The following is a 16,326-nucleotide window of genomic DNA, read 5'->3' as shown; positions in this document are numbered from 1 at the left end:
GGAGGGGCTGCGCGGGGTTGAGAGCGGCGGTGGCCCGCCGGGCGTCTCAGTACCAGCTGTTGGCCTGCCAGAAGGACCAGGCCTCGCACGGGCTGCCGTAGCGGCCGTCCATGTAGTTGAGGCCCCACTTGATCTGCGTGGCCGGGTTGGTCTGCCAGTCGGCGCCGACAGACGACATCTTGGAGCCGGGCAGTGCCTGGAAGAGACCGTAGGCACCCGAAGAGGCGTTGACGGCGCGGTAGTTCCAGCTCGACTCGTGGTTCACGATGTTGCTGAAGCACTGGAACTGGCCGGCGCCCACCATCTGACGCGCCATCGCCTGGATCTGCGCGACGGAGTACGAGCTCTGGGGAGCGAAGCTGGAGGCGTCGGGACGGGCGGCGTCACGGCTGGCCGCTTCCTTCGCCGCGGCGCGCTCCTTGGCCTCCTTGGCCGCCTGCTCGGCCTGAGCCTTCTTCGCGATCGCGGTCTCGGCGGCAGCCTTGCGGGCCGCCTCCTCGGCGTCCTTCTTGGCGCTCGCGTCGGCCGCGATGGCCTGGGCATCGGCCTGCTGCGCCAGGGACGCGGTCTGTACCTGGGCCTGCTGACCTGCGGGGATGTCCGCGAGGAGCGTCGCGTTGTCTGCCGTCGCCTCGGCGGCGTCGTTGTTCTGGGCAACACTGCCCGAGGCAACGCCGACGACGCTTCCGACAGCGGTGACCGCGGTGGCCGAGGCCACTGCGAATCCCCGGACCGAAATCCGGCTCACACGGTTTCCTTCCAGCATCGCCCGCTTCGGTGACCCTGGCGGACGCAATCGTGCCCCTGGCACTGGCCTCCCAACTGAGGGGTCACGGGAGGCACGGACCCGATGGGCAACTCCCGTGACGGGAGCGCCGCGTGATGCTCGGGCGGCATACGACGTCGCTATGGAGTTGATCCTGGTGCTGTTGTGGTGCCGTACCGCTGGGGGCACAGCTGTGTCGTATGCGGGGCCTGACAGGAGTGAGACTCTGCCGTACCCCGCCATCGCAAGGCAATTCCATCCTGCGTGTGAAAGCTCACATCCTGTTTGCCCCTGGGTATTTCAAGGAATCCGCACAAGTTACGGCGCCGCCCGACTAGGCTCGGGGCCTTTGCCGAACGGCGCCAACGGATAAGCAATCACCCCAGGTTGAGCATCCGGGGCACTCGGGGCACCCGGTTCAGAGGTGGCCGTCCTCCAGCATTTCGGTCACAAGTGCCGCGATCTGGGACCGCTCGGACCGGTTCAGCGTGACGTGCGCGAACAGCGGATGGCCCTTCAGTTTCTCCACGACGGCGACGACTCCGTCGTATCGTCCGACCCGCAGATTGTCGCGTTGCGCCACATCATGGGTCAGAACCACCCGCGAATTGGCGCCGATCCGGGACAGAACGGTCAGCAGGACGTTCCGTTCGAGGGACTGGGCCTCGTCCACGATGACGAACGCGTCGTGGAGGGAGCGGCCGCGGATGTGGGTCAGCGGCAGCACCTCGAGCATCCCGCGCGCGGTGACCTCCTCGATGACCTCGCGGCTGGTCACCGCGGAGAGCGTGTCGAAGACCGCCTGCGCCCAGGGGCCCATCTTCTCGGCCTCGGTGCCGGGCAGATAGCCCAGATCCTGCCCGCCGACCGCGTACAGCGGACGGAAGACCATCACCTTCTGGTGCTGGCGGCGCTCCAGGACCGCCTCCAGGCCGGCGCACAGCGCCAGCGCCGACTTGCCGGTGCCGGCCCGGCCGCCCATGGAGACGATGCCCACGTCCGGGTCGAGGAGGAGGTCGAGCGCGATCCGCTGCTCGGCGCTGCGGCCCTTGATGCCGAACGCCTCCCGGTCGCCGCGCACCAGCCGGACGTTGCCCTCGGGCGTGACCCGGCCGAGCGCCTTGCCCCGCTCCGACTGGATCGTCAGGCCCGTGTGGACGGGAAGGTCGGCCGCCTCGGGCACGTACACGTGCCCCTCCTCGAACAGGAGGTCCACCTGTTCGGCGGCCAGCGGCAGCTCGGACATGCCGGTCCACCCGGAGGCGTCCGTGATGGCGAGCTCCGCGCGGTACTCCTCGGCGAGGAGTCCGACGGAGGAGGCCTTGATCCTCAGCGGCAGGTCCTTCGACACGACGGTGACGTCGAAGCCCTCGGCCTGGAGATTGCGGGCGACCGCGAGGATGCGGGAGTCGTTGTCCCCCAGGCGGTAGCCGGTGGGCAGCACGCTGGGGTCCGAGTGATTGAGCTCGACACGGATCGTTCCGCCCAGTTCCCCGATCGGGATGGGCGCGTCCAGTCGGCCGTACCGCACCCGGCAGTCGTCGAGCAGGCGCAGGGCCTGGCGCGCGAAGTAGCCGAGTTCCGGATGGTGCCGCTTGGCCTCCAGTTCCGTGACCACGACGATCGGGAGCACGACCTCGTGCTCGTCGAAGCGGGTCAGGGCGCTGGGGTCGGCCAGCAGGACGCTGGTGTCGAGAACATAGGTGCGCCGGTCTGACTTGTAGCGCTTTGTGCTGGTCACCACGGAAGGACGTACCCCCTCGGATGAGGTCGGGGAGCGACGAGAAGGAGCTGGACCGGTTTCCGGCCGCCTTGCGCGGGCCGAGAACCGGCCCTCCGCCTCTTCGTCCGTGCAGCGACCGCACGGTCGGGCTGGTGCAAGGGGCCTCCCGGGCGGACGGCCCCGAGCCGCCCGCTGAGATCCGACGCCCGTGGTTCGGGCGTCGACCTGCTTGCGTTATGCCCTCGAACACGCGGAGCCATGCAAACGCACAGCACGACGCGCTGGTGAACTCCTTGTTACGTCCGTCTCGAACGGGGGTACGGCGAGACGCTCAGCCGCCGTAACGGCGGTGGCGCGCCGCGTAGTCACGCATGGCGCGCAGGAAGTCGACCTTGCGGAAGGCCGGCCAGAAGACCTCGCAGAAGTAGTACTCCGAATGGGCGGTCTGCCAGAGCATGAATCCGGACAGCCGCTGCTCTCCGCTGGTGCGGATCACGAGGTCGGGGTCGGGCTGGGCGCCGGTGTAGAGGTGGCGGCCGATCATGTCGACGTCGACGGACTCGGCGAGGTCGTCCATGGAGATGCCCTTGTCCTGGGCGTCGAGCAGCATCGAGCGCACGGCGTCGGCGATCTCCTGGCGGCCGCCGTAGCCGATGGCGACGTTGACCATTATCCCGTCGATGTGGGCCGTGGACTCCTCGGCCTCCTTCAGCGTGTGCTGCATGTCGGCGGGAAGCAGGTCCGGGGTGCCGACGTGGTGCACGCGCCAGCGGCCGTCCTCGGCGAGGGAGCGTACGACGTCCTCGATGATGCCGAGGAGCGGGCCCAGCTCCTCCTTGGGGCGGTCGAAGTTGTCCGTGGACAGCAGCCAGAGGGTGACGACCTCGACGTCCGTCTCGCTGCACCAGCCGAGGAACTCGCCGATCTTGTCGGCGCCGGCCCGGTGGCCGTGGACGGTGCTGGAACCGGCGGCCTTCGCCCAGCGGCGGTTGCCGTCCATGATGACGCCGATGTGCTTGGGCACCTGAGCGTGGTCCAGGTGACCTTCCACCCGGCGCGCGTACAGCCTGACCAGCAGGCCGCGCAGCTTGTCGCGCAGGTTCACGTGATTGTCAGCCCCTCCGTACGGATCGGGCAGGCCCCCCGGACTCGGCCGCGGACGGACCCTGCCCGTGTGGCGGTCCGGTCCCGAAGCCTACCCCTGCCGGGGGCTGGGGCGGCGGCGTGGGTTGTTCTGGGGGCTTGTTGCGGGTTCGGGGGCGTGAGGGGGCTGCGCGGCGTTCGGGATGGTTCGTGCGGGTGGCCTGGAGGGGGCGCGGCGGAGCCGTATGTCCGGGCAAGAAAAACGGGCCGGTCCGTGGGGGGGGAGACGGACCGGCCCGAGGGGGGGGTTTCCACCATAACCCTTTGTGAGTGATGCTGCGTGCATCGGCGTGCCACAATTACTCTCCGGAGTTACGCGGCGACGCCTCGGCAGATGCGGAACCCTTTCCTCAAGGGCCTCCGGATCGCCGTTTCGCGGCGAAATCCCAGGCAGACGGCCTGTGCGCGAAGAAGGCGGCGAGAGTTCGCGTCATCCCGGCGTCCGAACCGGCGGTCGAGCCCGTCCCTCCGACGGGCGACCCCGGTCGCGAACCGGAGCTTGACGGGCGCAAGGGCGCATTCGGGACCACGCAGCCCCCTCCACTGCGCGACACCGGACGCGCAGCTTTGCTGGCGCGAATTACCTTGGTCTGAACCTAAGGCACGCGCGGCGGAGGATGCGAGCCCTCTGCGATAACAATGTGGAAACCCTGTGCGGACGGTCGTCACCGTTCCGGTTTGCGCACGTCGAAGAGCTGGCGCGCGCTGTGGGACACGAAGCGGCCCTCGCGCTCGATCCGCTCGTGCAGGGTGCGCAGTTCCTTGTCGTACCGCTCGACACCGAAGTCCGGGACCATCCAGACCACCTTGCGCAGGAAGTGGACGACGGCGGCGATGTCGTGGAACTCCATCCGCAGCCGCTCCGCCCGCAGGTCGGCGACCTCGAGCCCCGCCGCCTCGGCACCGGCGCGCTCCCGCTCGGGGTGACGGCCGGCCCGTACCTCCTGCGGCAGCGGGCCGAGGAAGTGCTCGACGAGCTCGAAGACGCTGCTCGGCCCGACGTGCTGGGCGAAGTACGTCCCGCCGGGCCGCAGCACCCGCGCGATCTCGCCCCAGTGCGGCGCGACGGGGTGCCGGCTGAGCACCAGGTCGAAGGCGCCGTCGGCGAAGGGGAGCGGATCGTTCTCCCCGGCGGCGATGACCACGACCCCGCGCGGCCGCAGCAGCTCGGTGGCCTTGGCGACGTTCGGCGGCCAGCCCTCGGTGGCGGCGATCAGCCCGGGCCGGTTCGCACCCGCCACGCCCAGGGACACGTCGAGGACCTCGCCGCCGCCCGTCTGGATGTCGAGCGCGGCACCGGCCCGGGCCAGCCGCTCGCCGGCGGCGCGGGCGTACCCCCACGAGGGCCGCGCCTCGGTGGCCCTTCCCTCGAACCAGGAGAAGTCCCACCCGTCGGTGGGAACGGCCGCTCCCTCGGCGACGAGGCTCTCGAACGAGCGTTTCTCATCCATGAGTTGATCGTTCCAGAGCCGGTGTCACCGGCGCTCCCCATTTTTCGGGTGACGCCCCGAGGACGAGCAGGAGATGGCGACCGTCGTCCTCGCCCGGGGCGTCCGGGGCCGGTCCGGCATGCACGAAGCCGTGCCGCCGCAGGAGGCGTATGGACGCCGTGTTGCCGTCGAGGACCTCGGCGTGGAGGGGCCGGGTGCGCTCCCGCTCGAGGAAGAGGCCCAGGGCGCGGGTGCCGATGCCCTGCCGCCAGTACGCGCGGCCGAGCCAGTACCCGAGGAGGCGGCGGTCGCCGTCCCACCAGGAGCCGACGTTCCCGGCGGTCTCACCGTCCACGGTCACCGCGAGCGCCAGACACCCCGGATCCCCGAGCACCCGCTCCCGCCAGTGCGCCAGAAAGACCTCGCGCGACCGGGGGCGAAATCCCGACCGCCGGACCGCCTCCAGGTCGTGCTCGTAGGCGAGGAGGGTCGGGAGGTCGTCCTCGGTCACGTCCCGCAGCCGTACCTGTGCTCCACCGGTCTCCGTCACCTCTGCCATGGGCCCGAGTCTGGCAGGGGGCACTGACAACGCCGGAGTGTCCGGGCTGCCGCCGCGCGCCCGGGCGTTCGTCCCCGCGGCTACGACACCAGCGGTCGGACTTCCTCCGCCACGAACCGCACGAAGCCCTCCGGGTCGGGTTCGTCCGCGGTTGGTTGGAGCATCACCGCGTCCGCGCCGGCCTCCGTCAGGCGGTGGACCGCCTTGGCCACCGTCGCGGCGTCTCCGGCGGCGCCCAGGCCCGGGACGTCGGCGAGGCCCTCCGCCGTCAGGTCGGCGCGCAGCCGGGACTCCGCGTCGGGGCCGGTGGCAGCGAGGAGGTAGACCACGACCTTGTGCGGGGTGGCGGTGCGCCCCGCCGACGCGCGGCCCTCGTCGATGAGTCGCCGGGCCCGGCGTACGCCCTCGGGTGGGGTGGCGGCGGTGAGGACCGTGCCGTCGGCGGCCTCGCCGGTGAGGCGGAGCGTGCGGGGGCCGGTCGCGCCCGCGAGGACCTCGACGGCGGCGTCCGGCGGCCAGTCGAGGGCGACGTCGTCCAGGGTGACGTACCGGCCGGCGACGCTGACCCGCTCGCCGCGCAACAGGGCGCGCAGCGCCTCGAGATGCTCGCGCAGCAGCGTCAGCGGGGACTCGGCCCGCGCCCCGACCTGGCCCATCCAGTCCTGCACCCCGTGCCCGACGCCGACGATCGCGCGCCCTGGGAACATCCGGTGCAGCGCGGCGACCTCCATCGCGGTGACGGCGACATTGCGCAGCGGGACGGGCAGCAGACCCACGCCGACGCGGACCCGCTCGGTCCAGGCGAGGGCCGCCGCGGCCGTCGAGATCCCGCCCTCCCGGAAGCAGTCCTCCCACAGCCACAGCTGTTCGAGGCCGCTCGCGTCGGCGAGCCGGGTCACGGCGCGCAGCCGCTCGGGCGGGAGTTGCGGACGGAACACGGCACCGAGTTCGGTCATGCCGCCTTCCTACCCCGGCGCCGGTGGAGACCACAACTGCTTTGTTCAGCAGGTGTGTTGACCCCGTCCGCAGCTCAGTACCGCGTCACCGCCGCCACTCCGCCCGCGCTCGGCAGCGTCCCGTCGGGTACGAACACGACGCGGGAGCCGGACTCGATGGCCCGGTCCACGAGTTGCTCGACGATGTCGGTGGCGACGCCGTAGGTGTGCGCCGGCGGCTGGACGTCCGGCTTCGGGTCCGGCAGGGTCACCGGCTTCTCCACCTCGACGAGCTCCAGTTCCCGGCCGTCGCCGGTGATCTTGCCCGCCAGGAACAGCCCTTCCTCGACCACCAGCCGGTCCACGCGCTTGTCGGCGACGGCCGTCCACACCTCCGCCGGGCCGCCGACGTACTTGCCCTGTCCGAGCCCCTCGTCCAGCGCGGAGACCGCATCGGCGACCTGGCCGCGCCGGTACTCGTCGAGCACCGGTTGCAGCCGCTTGGCCAGGTCCTTCGCCGGGACGTGGTCCATGCCGGTCAGCGGCAGCGTCCCGGTGATCCGGTCGCCGTAACCGGTGATGTTCTTGAACGCCGAGAGGATCTTGTCGCCGCCGACGACGAACAGCGGCACCCCGTCGTGCTCCCGGAGCGTCTCGCCCAGCCGCTTGTCGACGGTGCGCAGATACTGCTCGACCCGCTCCTCGTGCCCCTCGTACGGCGCCGAGTGCGGAATCAGCCCGGGCAACGCGTCCTCGGGCGAGGGGATGCGCGGGGCGTCCGGCCAGCCGTCGCTCTGCACCTGCTCCAGCCGCCGCACGGACCCGTGGTACAGCCTGCACATCTCCTGATCGAGGACAAGGACCAGGTACGGCTTCGACCGCTGCTCCGCGGCCACCAGGTACCGCGTCAGGAACGACGTGGCGAACTCGACCCGCGGCTCCACGGCGGCCAGGGACGTCATCCGCCACACCTGGACCGGCTCGTTGGCGGCGACGTAGACGACCATGGCGTCGTCGGGGTGGAAGGGGTCGCCCGCCTCCTCGATCGCCGCGGGATCCAGCCGGTGGTCCCGCAACTCCAACCTCGCGTCCCGGTCCACGCCCGGGTCGTCCGCCAGCCGCCGCTTGGCCTCCGTGACGAGGTCGCGCAGCAGGATCCGGTCCTTCTCGCTGAAGGGGAAGTCCGGGTCGGTCGGCATGACCAGCGTGATCGCGGGATACGGGCGCGGCTTGCTCAGAGCGGCCCGGACTTCGGGAGTCAGATCAGAGGTATGCACGAAGTCAGGTTCGCACCGATCCGCGGGGCTCGCAGGAGAGAGACCGCCGACCGGCCAGCGGCCGGGCGCCGTCGGCGGGTCCTCACACCACCGGCTGGCCGATGCCCATCAGGTTGCCCTCGCTGTCGCGGAACCAGGCGCCGCGCTCGCCCCGTGCGCCCTTGCTCGGGTAGTTGCCCTCGATGTCGGCGATGCCGTCCCGCGTACGGAAGCCGGGGGCGTCGACCTCCTCGAAGACCACGCCGCGCCGCTTCAGCTCGGCCACGGATGCCTCGATGTCGTCGACCTCCCACGCCATCTGGGTGAAGGTGCCGGGTGAGGCGCCCGTCGACCGGAACACCACGAAGTCGACGCCGCCGCACCGGTAGAGCAGCCCGCCGGGCCGTTCGTCGACGGGTTCCAGGCCGAGTTTCTCGGCGTAGAAGCGCCGCGCCCGGTCGAGGTCCTGGGCGGGGAGCCGGGGCGCCACGCGTGCGTGTGCCAGCGGGTTCCTGTCGCTGTTCCTGTGGCTGTCGCCTGGGTTCATGTCTCCACTGTGGGGCGAGGGCGACCAGGTCGCCGGGCGGAGGCGGCACATCGGGGAAAGCATGGGGTGGGGGACCGGCAGCCGAGAGGAGTCCGCCATGCCGGCGTCGCAGCCACAGCCGCATCCGCACCCGCACCCGCACCCGCACGCCCAGGAACCCCGGACCGATCTGGACGCGCGCTACAGCTCCCCCGGAGCCACCGCGATGCCCTGGTCGGAGGCCGTCCCCCGGCTGGAGAACGCCGAGATCTTCTGGCTGTCGACGGTACGTCCGGACGGGCGCCCGCATGTGACGCCGCTGATGGCGGTCTGGCTGGACGGCGCGCTCCACTTCTCGACCGGTGCGCGGGAGCGCAAGGGACTCAACCTGGCCGCCAACCCGCACGTCGTCCTCTCCACCGGCACCAACACCTACGGCGAGGGCTGCGACCTGGTGATCGAGGGCGAGGCGGTCCGGGTCACCGACGAGAAGCGGCTGGCCGAGCTGGCGGCGGCCTGGGAGGCGAAGTACGGCCCCGGCTGGCACTTCGAGGTGCGGGACGGGGGCTTCGGCACGGCCGGGACGACGTCGGCCCCGCCGCCGACCGAGGAATCGGAGGACGCGGGCCGGGCCGTGGTCTTCCGCGTGGACCCCCGTACCGCCTTCGGCTTCGGCCGGGACGAGGGCTTCAGCCAGACCCGCTGGCGCTTCACGGACTGAAGCACTGAAGCGGGGCGAGCGGAGCGGACAAGAAGCACACAAATGGCCTAATAGGTATGATTGTGCTCTTCCGAACGCACGGAGCCGTAGCTGTCGCGAGAACGCGAGGAGCCGAGCCATGCGCAAGAACTCACCGGTGAAGGGCCACCACGGCCTCGGGGCCCGTGGCCAGGGCAAGCTGCTCTACTACCACACGCAGGCCCCTCAGGCAGATCCCCGCCAGGCGAAGAGCCAGCCGCCCGCCAAGCGCGAACAACCCCCCGACCGCCGCCAGCCGAACGGCCGCTGGACCTAGGGACGCTGGACCCAGGGACGCGGCGCACGGGAGCATGGCGACGAGAGAGCCGACGGGAGCGGTAACAGGGGGCGGGGCGTGGGGCGTTGGACGGACGGCAACGGAGTGCTCGTGATCGACGGGAGGGACGGGACCGTTCCCCTGGAGATCGCGTCCTCGTACCGGGCCCGCACGAAGGGGCTCCTGGGTCGGGACAGCATCGACGGCGCGATGCTCCTCTCCCCCGCCAACAGCATCCACACCTTTCGCATGCGCATCCCCATCGACGTCGCCTACCTCGACCGCCACCTCACCGTCATCGCCGTCCGCACCATGCCCCCGGGCCGCCTCGGCCGCCCCCGCCTCCGCTCCCGCCACGTACTGGAGGCGGAGGCGGGGGCGATGGCGGGGTGGGGGCTGGGGGTGGGGGCCCGGGTGTCGATCGAGACGGGCAAGTCGTATTGAACTGGTGTCTCCGGGCGCCTCTGAGCATGGGCGGGCTAGGCGGCGAAGCCGGCCCACGCTATGAACGCCGCCATCACGAGGTAGACCACGTTCAGCGCCACGAACGCGGACTCGCCGCGCCGGCCGTGGGTGATCACCGCGCCGATCATGAGCAGCACCCAGCAGACGGCGGTCACCGGCATCAGGACCGGGGCGATGCCGAGGGCGGCGGGCAGGATCAGGCCCGCCGCGGCCAGGAGTTCGAGGATGCCGAGCGTCCGGACGAACCCGGCGCCGCGGTCCTCCGTCCAGCCCCCTCCAGGGGCCGCCGCGAGCTTCTCCACGGGCACGAACGTCTTACTGACGCCACCGACGAGCGCCACCACGGCCAGCAGTCCGGCGGCGATCCACAGCGCAAGGTCCATCGTGTCGCTCCTTGGTCGAGAGATGCCTGCGCCTCGTACGACGGGACAGCGCCGCCGTCCGTGACATCCCGGAACCGCGGTCCCCGGAACCCGGGTGCGCCGGCCGGCTGTTCGCGACGTCCTCAGCCGTCCGAGCGCGGGAAGGAGACCTCCACCCTTCGGTTCTTCTTCCGGCCCGCCTCGGAGGAGTTGTCCGCGATCGGGTACTGCTCGCCGTAGCCCCGCACCTCGAACGTGACGTCCGGATCGTTCAGATCCTGGTCCAGGACCGCCTGCACGGCGTTCGCCCGCCGCTTGGACAGGACGTCGCCGTGGGCCGAGGAACCCAGGTTGTCCGTGAAGCCGAAGACACGGATCCGGGTCGCGTTCTGCTTCTTGATCTCCTCCGCGATCGTCTCGATCCGCGCCTTGGCCTCGCCGCTCAGCTTGGCGCTGTCCTTGCCGAACAGCACCTCGGCCTGCAGCGCGAACTTCACGTCGGCGTTGGTGTCCTCACGGCGCTCGTCCCCGCTCTGCTCCTCGACGACCGACTTGATGTCCAGCACCTTGGCCTCGGCGAGGGTGGCCCCCTCCGGGAGCTTCAGATCAGGGTCGGTGGGGTCGACCTTCACCGGGGCGGAGGGCGAGGCCTCGGTGCCCGGCGGGACGGCGGGGTCGTCGTCGGCGTGGGCGACCGTCGCCGTGGCGAACAGGAGGGCGGCCGCGGTGGCGGCGGCGAGGGGGAGGCGGGGTGTGGTGGTCACTGGGGCCTCACCCGGAGATCTTGATGGTGGCGGCCGCGAATGTCGGTAGCTGGAAGTCCAGTTCGCTCGTGCTCGCCGGGGGCGCCGGGAACTGCATGAAGACGGCGAGGTCGTCACCGGCCTTGAGCGTCGAGAAACCCGTGGTCGTGAGTGGACGGCCCTCCGTGTCGCGCAGGACGTAGTACCGCTTCTTGCCGTGCGGGTCGATCAGCGTGGCCCCGCCCAGGGACTTGCCGTTCCTGATGATCTCCGTCTCGTTGCCGCTCAGAGCGGACGGGATGACGAGGCCCTTCGCCCCCTCGTTCATCAGCGTGCCGTTCACCGTGACGAAGCCACCGGAGTCACGCTGGGCGGAGGTGATCCGCAGCAACAGGCCGTCCGAGCCCTTCAGCTCCGCCAAGGGCTCGTCCGACTGCCCCTCCTGGGCCTTCGGGTCGGAGCCGTCGTCGGCGGGGGAAGCGGACGCCGAACCGGCGGGCTTCTCGTCGTCGCCACCACCGCAGCCGGCCGCACCCAGGGCCAGACCGGCCACCACGGTCAGCGCGACCATCCCCCTGCCGGCCTTGCCAGTGAACCGCATGCTCATGGCTCTGCTTCCTTCTTTGCTCGTCGTTCGCTTGTCAGTCGGCCAGGTGGACGTCGAAGAGGTCCTCGGGTCCGGGCAGGTCCTCGGGGTCGTGCGGATCCAGATCCCAGTCCCTGTCCTTGCAGTTGAGCTGGGGCAGTACGTCGTCACCGGCGTCCTCGCCCGGGTCCTCGAAGGTGCACAGCGGCTCGATCACGGCCGTGGCGGACGCCTTCGACCTGATGCTCTCCGTACCGGGGACGATGGAGTTCCCGACCGGCTTGTTCGTCCGGACGTCGACCGTGTAGCGGAGGACGCCGTCCCAGGCACAGTTGGTCACCGCGGCATCGTTCCGGGCGGCCAACTCGTCGGCGCGCCAGCACGAGTCGAGACCCCCATGGCCCTCGAAGATGTCCCGCCACTTGGTGGGGTCGAGGACGTCCTCGACCCAGGCGCCCGCGAGTTGGTCACGGGTTTTCTGGGCCGCCGCCAGCGCGGCCGCGTCCGCGGCGGTCTGGGCGCCGTTCCGGTTGACCGCCGCCTGGCCGACCGCGAGATAGGCGAACGCGAGAAAGAGCAGACCCGCCACCACCGTGATGTAGATGGGGAAGGCCTGCCCTGCGTCGCGGTGTGTACGGGGGCGTGTCAGATGCCGGTGACCTCTGCGATCTTGGACGTGATGGCATCGAAAATCGTCTGCCCGATGCTCGTCCCCGTGATCGCCAGCACGATCGCCACCACCACCGCGATGATGCCCAGGTACTCCACAGCGGTCTGCCCCTTGTCGTTGCGGGCGACGCGGGCCTGCAGGTACGCGACGGTGGTGTTGATCCAGTTGCTCATCCTGTCCCCCTCCGTGGGTCACACGTCCAGCCTGCACCTTGCCGGCGCGGCTGTCAGCGAGTCCAACGTATGCAGCAATACCCTGTCTCCCAAAGGGTGCTGGCTCTCGAGCCACGTCCAACCTCCCCCAACGGGTTATTTCACGCCACCTCTGGACCTGACTTCCTTCCCCTCCGCGACCTCAACGAACTGTCCCACACGCGATTGCAGTTGCGAAAGACTCGGTCACGCAATACGCCATGAACAAAGGGAAGTTGAGGACTCTGCTGTGCAGCTGCACACACACCAAACCCCCTACTTCCCCGTGATCGTGCCGAAGTCCACCCCGGAGCCGAGCAGCAGGCCCGCGGCGAGCAGGAGCATCGTCGCCGGGACCATGAACGTGGTGATCATCAGCGTGGCCTTGGGCACCGCGCGGGCGGCCTTTCGGCGGGCGTTCTGGGCGTCGGTGCGGCGCATGTCCTTGGCGAGGGAGACGAGCGTGTCGACGATCGGCGCGCCCAGTTCCTCGCCCTGCTGCAACGCCGAGACGAACATGGCCACTTGCTCGGAGTCGTTCCTCCGCCTCAGCTCAGCGAAGGCCTCGCGGCGGCTCATGCCGAGGTCCATCTGGCGCAGGGTGATGCGCAGTTCGTCGGCCCACGGGCCCTCGTAGCGGTCGGCGACGCGGTCCAGGGCCTGGCGGAAGCCGAGGCCGGCGCTGACCACGACCGCGAGTACGTCCAGGAAGTCGGGCAGGGTCCGCTCGATGACGTCCTTGCGGATGCGGACGGCCGACCAGATGCCGACCTCGGTCCAGAACGCGCCGAAGGCGAGCAGGAGCAGCGCGACGAAGTAGTCGCCCCGCAGCAGCATCACCAGGCAGCCGACGCCGCCGAGCGCGCCGTACACCGCCCGGCGTGCGGCGTAGCGGTCGATGGTCAGGCCGCCGGGGTTCCCGGCGAGGTCGATCCTGCGGCGGTACCTCGCCACCCGCTGGGGGCCCATGAGGCGCAGGACGGCGGGGGCCCAGCGCATGCCCATGCGGTCGATCAGCGAGTCCACCGCGCCCGTGCGGGTGGCGCCGACCTCCAGGGCCAGCGCCAGGTCGGAGGGCAGCTTGGTCTCCGACCGGTACATGCGGATGCCCGCGAAGACGCCCCAGACGGCGAGGCCCATGAGGAGTGCCAGCAGCAGTGCCATCAGTCGGCTCCCTTCCCGCTTCTCAGACGTCGATCCGGCTCAGCCGGCGGATGAGGACGAAGCCGACCACGTACAGCGCGAACGCGGTGATCACGCAGGCCTGGCCGATGGCCGAGCCCGTCATGCGTTCCAGGGCGCCCTGCTTGACGCCGTCCATGAGGAAGAGGGCGCCGACGCCCATGACGGGGACGGCGTACGAGGTCATCGTCACCTGGGAGAGCTGGGTTCGGATCTCGCGCCGGGTCTCCTTGCGCTCCTCCAGGGTCTCGGTGAGGTTGCGCAGCGCGCCGACGACCTGGCCGCCCGCCTTGTGGGACAGGACCAGGGTGGTGACCAGGACGACCAGTTCGCGTGAGGGGAGGCGCTCGGCCAGTTCACCGAGGGCGTCGTCCATGGAGTGGCCGATGGCCAACTGGTCGGCGACCTTGGCCAGTTCCTCGCCCGCCGGGGCTTCCAGCTCCTCCGCCGCCATGCCGATCGCCGTGCGCAGGGCGAGTCCGGCGTGGGTGGCGTTGGCCAGGATGCGGGCCAGTTCGGGAAGTTGGTTGATGAACCGCTCGATGCGCTTGTCCCGCCGCCAGTTGAGGAACTGGAAGGCGGCCCAGATACCGAGGAGTCCGGCGAGGGGGCCGAAGAAGGGGGCGAGGGCGGCCTGGCCGATGAGCCACAGGGCGGCGACGACGGCGAGCATACCGGCGGTGAACTCGCCCGGGGTGATGTCCAAGCCCGTGGCTGCCAGGCGGAGTTCGAGGTGTCGGCCGAACCGGGTGCGGCGCAGCCGGCGGTCGAGGTCGCTGAAGTGGCGCCGCCGGCCGGTGACGGGGACCTCGCCGGCGCGGGTGAGGCGGTCGACGAGGGCGGCACGCTGGGCGCGGCCCGCGGCGTAGGTGTGGAGGCCGGCCACGGCCAGGACGCAGGTCAGCAGGGCGACGCCGGTGGTGAGCGTGATGAGGGGCTTGAGTTCCATGAAGTTTCCTGCCTACCTGGCTTCTCGGGTGGCGAGCTGGTCCGCGCTCCGGGCGACGCCGAAGGCCTGCGGCAGGGACTGGCTCGCCATGTGGAGGCGGTCGGCGGTGCGGCGCGGCAGGGGGAAGTGCTCGAAGGTGCCGTGGATCCGGCCGTCGGGGCTCATGGGCCGGGCGTGGAAGCGGGCCACCGTCGCCAGCCGGTAGGGCTCGCCGCCGTGGCTGTCGAGCAGGGCGATCTCGGTGATGCGGCGGGCGCCGTCGGCGAAGCGGGTGAGCTGGACGAGGACGTCGACGGCGCTGTTGATCTGGTCGTGCAGGGCGACGAAGGGGACCTCGACGTCGGACATGGACGCGAGGGTCTGGAGCCGGGTGAGGGCGTCCTCGGCGCTGTTGGCGTGCACGGTGGCCAGCGAGCCGTCGTGGCCCGTCGACATGGCCTGGAGCATGTCCAGGGACTCGCCGCCGCGGACCTCGCCGACGACGATGCGGTCGGGACGCATGCGCAGCGAGTTGCGGACCAGGTCGCGGATGGTGATCTGGCCCTTGCCCTCGACGTTCGGCGGCCGGGACTCCAGGCGGACGACGTGCTGCTGCTGGAGCTGGAGTTCGGCGGAGTCCTCGATGGTGATGATGCGCTCGTGCGCCGGGATCAGCCCGGACAGGGCGTTGAGCAGGGTCGTCTTGCCGGTGCCGGTGGCGCCCGAGACGATGATGTTGAACTTCGCCTGCACCAGGGCCGCGAGCAGGAACACCATGTGCTCGTCGAGCGAGCCGAAGCCGATCAGCTCGTGGAGGGTGAAGGAGCGTGGGAAGCGGCGGATGGTGAGGATGGGCCCGGAGAGGGACAGCGGCGGGATGATGACGTTGACGCGCTCGCCGGAGGGCAGGCGGGCGTCGACCATCGGATTGGACTCGTCGACCCGGCGGTTGACCGTCGAGACGATCCGCTCGATGGTCTGCATCAGCTGCTCGGCGGAGGCGAAGCGCAGCGGCAACTGCTCGACGCGGCCGCCGCGTTCGACGAAGATCGCGTCCGGTCCGTTCACCATGATCTCGGTGATGGACGCGTCCTCCAGGAGCGGTTCGAGGATGCCGAGGCCGAGTGCCTCGTCGACCACCCGGCGGATCAGCTGGGCGCGTTCGGCCGTCGACAGGACCGGGCCCTCGCGGCTGATGATGTGCCCGAGCACCCGCTCCAGGCGCACCCGGCGTTCGGTCGCGGCGAGCGTGCTCATCTCCGCGAGGTCGATCTCCTCCAGGAGCTTGGCCCGGTACGAGGCGACCAGGTGACCGTCCTCGCCCCGGCTGCCCTGCTCCTCGGGGGAGTTGATGCGTGAGCGCAGGCTCATGGGTTCGGCTGCTCCTCGGTCGGGTCAGTGGTCGAGCGGCATGGTGGCGGACTTGCGGGCGCCACCGAAGTCCCAGCCGGGGACGACCGACGGGATGGCGACGGTGGCGGTGACGGTGACCTCCTTGCCGGAGTACGCCGACGGGCATCCCGTCCCGCCGGCGAGCCAGCCGCTGACCGCCTGTCCGCACGCCGTCTCGGAGCTGTCCCCGAGGGAGGCGGCGCGCGCCCCGGCCCGGGCCGCCGTGCCCGCCTGCTGCCCGGCGTACGCGATCAGCCCGATCTGCACCCCGGCCAGGGCGAGGAGGATCAGGATCGGCACGAACCCGAGGTACTCGATGGCGACCTGCCCGGCGTCGGCCCGGCTGCGGCGACCGCGTCCGTACGCCTTCCGCCCGCGCCCGTACGCCTTCCGCCCGCGCTCGTACCGCTTCCGCTTGCGCCCGTACGCCTTCCGCTCGCGTCCGTACGGCAT

Annotated in this window: 20 protein-coding genes; 3 read left to right on the top strand and 17 right to left on the bottom strand. The window is 70.8% G+C overall.

The genetic code is table 11. The features are described from left to right. Nucleotides 1-46 precede the first annotated feature (46 nt). The 8 genes from QFZ74_RS20345 to QFZ74_RS20310 all read right to left on the bottom strand — a co-directional run bounded on the left by QFZ74_RS20345 (nucleotide 47) and on the right by QFZ74_RS20310 (nucleotide 8,359). On the bottom strand, nucleotides 47-748 hold the full coding sequence (locus QFZ74_RS20345; protein WP_307622224.1) for a lytic transglycosylase domain-containing protein: 702 nt from the start codon (nucleotides 746-748) through the stop codon (nucleotides 47-49). Between the two features lie 436 nt (nucleotides 749-1,184). Further along, nucleotides 1,185-2,510, bottom strand: a complete 1,326-nt coding sequence (locus QFZ74_RS20340; RefSeq protein WP_307622223.1) for a PhoH family protein — start codon at nucleotides 2,508-2,510, stop codon at nucleotides 1,185-1,187. A gap of 310 nt (nucleotides 2,511-2,820) precedes the next feature. Further along, entirely contained in the window at nucleotides 2,821-3,594 is a 774-nt protein-coding gene (locus QFZ74_RS20335) for an isoprenyl transferase (protein ID WP_307622222.1), read from the bottom strand. A 703-nt stretch (nucleotides 3,595-4,297) separates the two neighbouring features. Continuing rightward, a complete protein-coding gene (locus QFZ74_RS20330) occupies nucleotides 4,298-5,083 on the bottom strand; it encodes a methyltransferase domain-containing protein (RefSeq protein WP_307622221.1) in 786 nt (261 codons plus the stop codon). After that, nucleotides 5,076-5,621, bottom strand: a complete 546-nt coding sequence (locus QFZ74_RS20325; RefSeq protein ID WP_307622220.1) for a GNAT family N-acetyltransferase — start codon at nucleotides 5,619-5,621, stop codon at nucleotides 5,076-5,078. The genes QFZ74_RS20330 and QFZ74_RS20325 overlap by 8 nt, the downstream gene beginning before the upstream one ends. 80 nt (nucleotides 5,622-5,701) lie before the next feature. Next, nucleotides 5,702-6,577, bottom strand: coding sequence for an LLM class flavin-dependent oxidoreductase (locus tag QFZ74_RS20320; RefSeq protein WP_307622219.1), 876 nt, complete (start codon nucleotides 6,575-6,577; stop codon nucleotides 5,702-5,704). A gap of 74 nt (nucleotides 6,578-6,651) precedes the next feature. Then, the gene (locus QFZ74_RS20315) at nucleotides 6,652-7,833 is read right to left on the bottom strand and encodes a hypothetical protein (RefSeq protein ID WP_307622218.1); all 1,182 of its coding nucleotides are present in this window, start codon (nucleotides 7,831-7,833) and stop codon (nucleotides 6,652-6,654) included. 82 nt (nucleotides 7,834-7,915) lie between these two features. Next, nucleotides 7,916-8,359 (bottom strand): VOC family protein, encoded by a 444-nt coding sequence (locus tag QFZ74_RS20310; protein ID WP_307622217.1) that lies wholly within the window; start codon nucleotides 8,357-8,359, stop codon nucleotides 7,916-7,918. 97 nt (nucleotides 8,360-8,456) lie between these two features. On the opposite strand from QFZ74_RS20310, the gene QFZ74_RS20305 reads away from it, so the two are divergent. The 3 genes from QFZ74_RS20305 to QFZ74_RS20295 all read left to right on the top strand — a co-directional run bounded on the left by QFZ74_RS20305 (nucleotide 8,457) and on the right by QFZ74_RS20295 (nucleotide 9,798). Continuing rightward, entirely contained in the window at nucleotides 8,457-9,059 is a 603-nt protein-coding gene (locus QFZ74_RS20305) for a pyridoxamine 5'-phosphate oxidase family protein (protein WP_307622216.1), read from the top strand. 118 nt (nucleotides 9,060-9,177) lie between these two features. Next, on the top strand, nucleotides 9,178-9,354 hold the full coding sequence (locus QFZ74_RS20300) for a hypothetical protein (RefSeq protein ID WP_307622215.1): 177 nt from the start codon (nucleotides 9,178-9,180) through the stop codon (nucleotides 9,352-9,354). Nucleotides 9,355-9,432: 78 nt separating this feature from the next. Further along, nucleotides 9,433-9,798: a DUF192 domain-containing protein gene (locus QFZ74_RS20295; protein ID WP_307622214.1), complete on the top strand. Its 366-nt coding sequence runs from the start codon at nucleotides 9,433-9,435 to the stop codon at nucleotides 9,796-9,798. Nucleotides 9,799-9,833: 35 nt separating this feature from the next. Here QFZ74_RS20295 and QFZ74_RS20290 read toward each other — a convergent pair whose 3' ends face one another. The 9 genes from QFZ74_RS20290 to QFZ74_RS20250 all read right to left on the bottom strand — a co-directional run bounded on the left by QFZ74_RS20290 (nucleotide 9,834) and on the right by QFZ74_RS20250 (nucleotide 16,326). Next, nucleotides 9,834-10,202: a DoxX family protein gene (locus QFZ74_RS20290; RefSeq protein WP_307622213.1), complete on the bottom strand. Its 369-nt coding sequence runs from the start codon at nucleotides 10,200-10,202 to the stop codon at nucleotides 9,834-9,836. A 122-nt stretch (nucleotides 10,203-10,324) separates the two neighbouring features. Beyond that, nucleotides 10,325-10,945: an OmpA family protein gene (locus tag QFZ74_RS20285; protein WP_373462417.1), complete on the bottom strand. Its 621-nt coding sequence runs from the start codon at nucleotides 10,943-10,945 to the stop codon at nucleotides 10,325-10,327. Between the two features lie 7 nt (nucleotides 10,946-10,952). After that, nucleotides 10,953-11,531 carry a hypothetical protein gene (locus tag QFZ74_RS20280; protein WP_307622212.1) on the bottom strand — a complete coding sequence of 193 codons (579 nt, stop codon included), beginning with the start codon at nucleotides 11,529-11,531 and terminating at the stop codon, nucleotides 10,953-10,955. 34 nt (nucleotides 11,532-11,565) lie between these two features. Continuing rightward, nucleotides 11,566-12,159, bottom strand: coding sequence for a pilus assembly protein TadG-related protein (locus tag QFZ74_RS20275; RefSeq protein ID WP_307624222.1), 594 nt, complete (start codon nucleotides 12,157-12,159; stop codon nucleotides 11,566-11,568). Next, nucleotides 12,156-12,353: a Flp family type IVb pilin gene (locus tag QFZ74_RS20270; protein WP_307622211.1), complete on the bottom strand. Its 198-nt coding sequence runs from the start codon at nucleotides 12,351-12,353 to the stop codon at nucleotides 12,156-12,158. The genes QFZ74_RS20275 and QFZ74_RS20270 overlap by 4 nt, the downstream gene beginning before the upstream one ends. A 294-nt stretch (nucleotides 12,354-12,647) precedes the next feature. Beyond that, complete coding sequence (locus QFZ74_RS20265) at nucleotides 12,648-13,535, bottom strand: DUF5936 domain-containing protein (protein ID WP_307622210.1); 888 nt, start codon at nucleotides 13,533-13,535, stop codon at nucleotides 12,648-12,650. Between the two features lie 22 nt (nucleotides 13,536-13,557). Beyond that, nucleotides 13,558-14,502: a type II secretion system F family protein gene (locus QFZ74_RS20260; protein ID WP_307622209.1), complete on the bottom strand. Its 945-nt coding sequence runs from the start codon at nucleotides 14,500-14,502 to the stop codon at nucleotides 13,558-13,560. 12 nt (nucleotides 14,503-14,514) lie between these two features. Continuing rightward, nucleotides 14,515-15,852 carry a CpaF family protein gene (locus tag QFZ74_RS20255; RefSeq protein ID WP_307622208.1) on the bottom strand — a complete coding sequence of 446 codons (1,338 nt, stop codon included), beginning with the start codon at nucleotides 15,850-15,852 and terminating at the stop codon, nucleotides 14,515-14,517. A gap of 24 nt (nucleotides 15,853-15,876) precedes the next feature. After that, nucleotides 15,877-16,326, bottom strand: coding sequence for a TadE/TadG family type IV pilus assembly protein (locus QFZ74_RS20250; protein WP_307622207.1), 450 nt, complete (start codon nucleotides 16,324-16,326; stop codon nucleotides 15,877-15,879).

The organism is Streptomyces sp. V3I7 (genome assembly GCF_030817495.1).
Taxonomy (GTDB): Bacteria; Actinomycetota; Actinomycetes; order Streptomycetales; family Streptomycetaceae; genus Streptomyces.
Note: the sequence above shows the minus strand (reverse complement) of the source record. Positions and strands in the feature narration are given on the sequence as shown.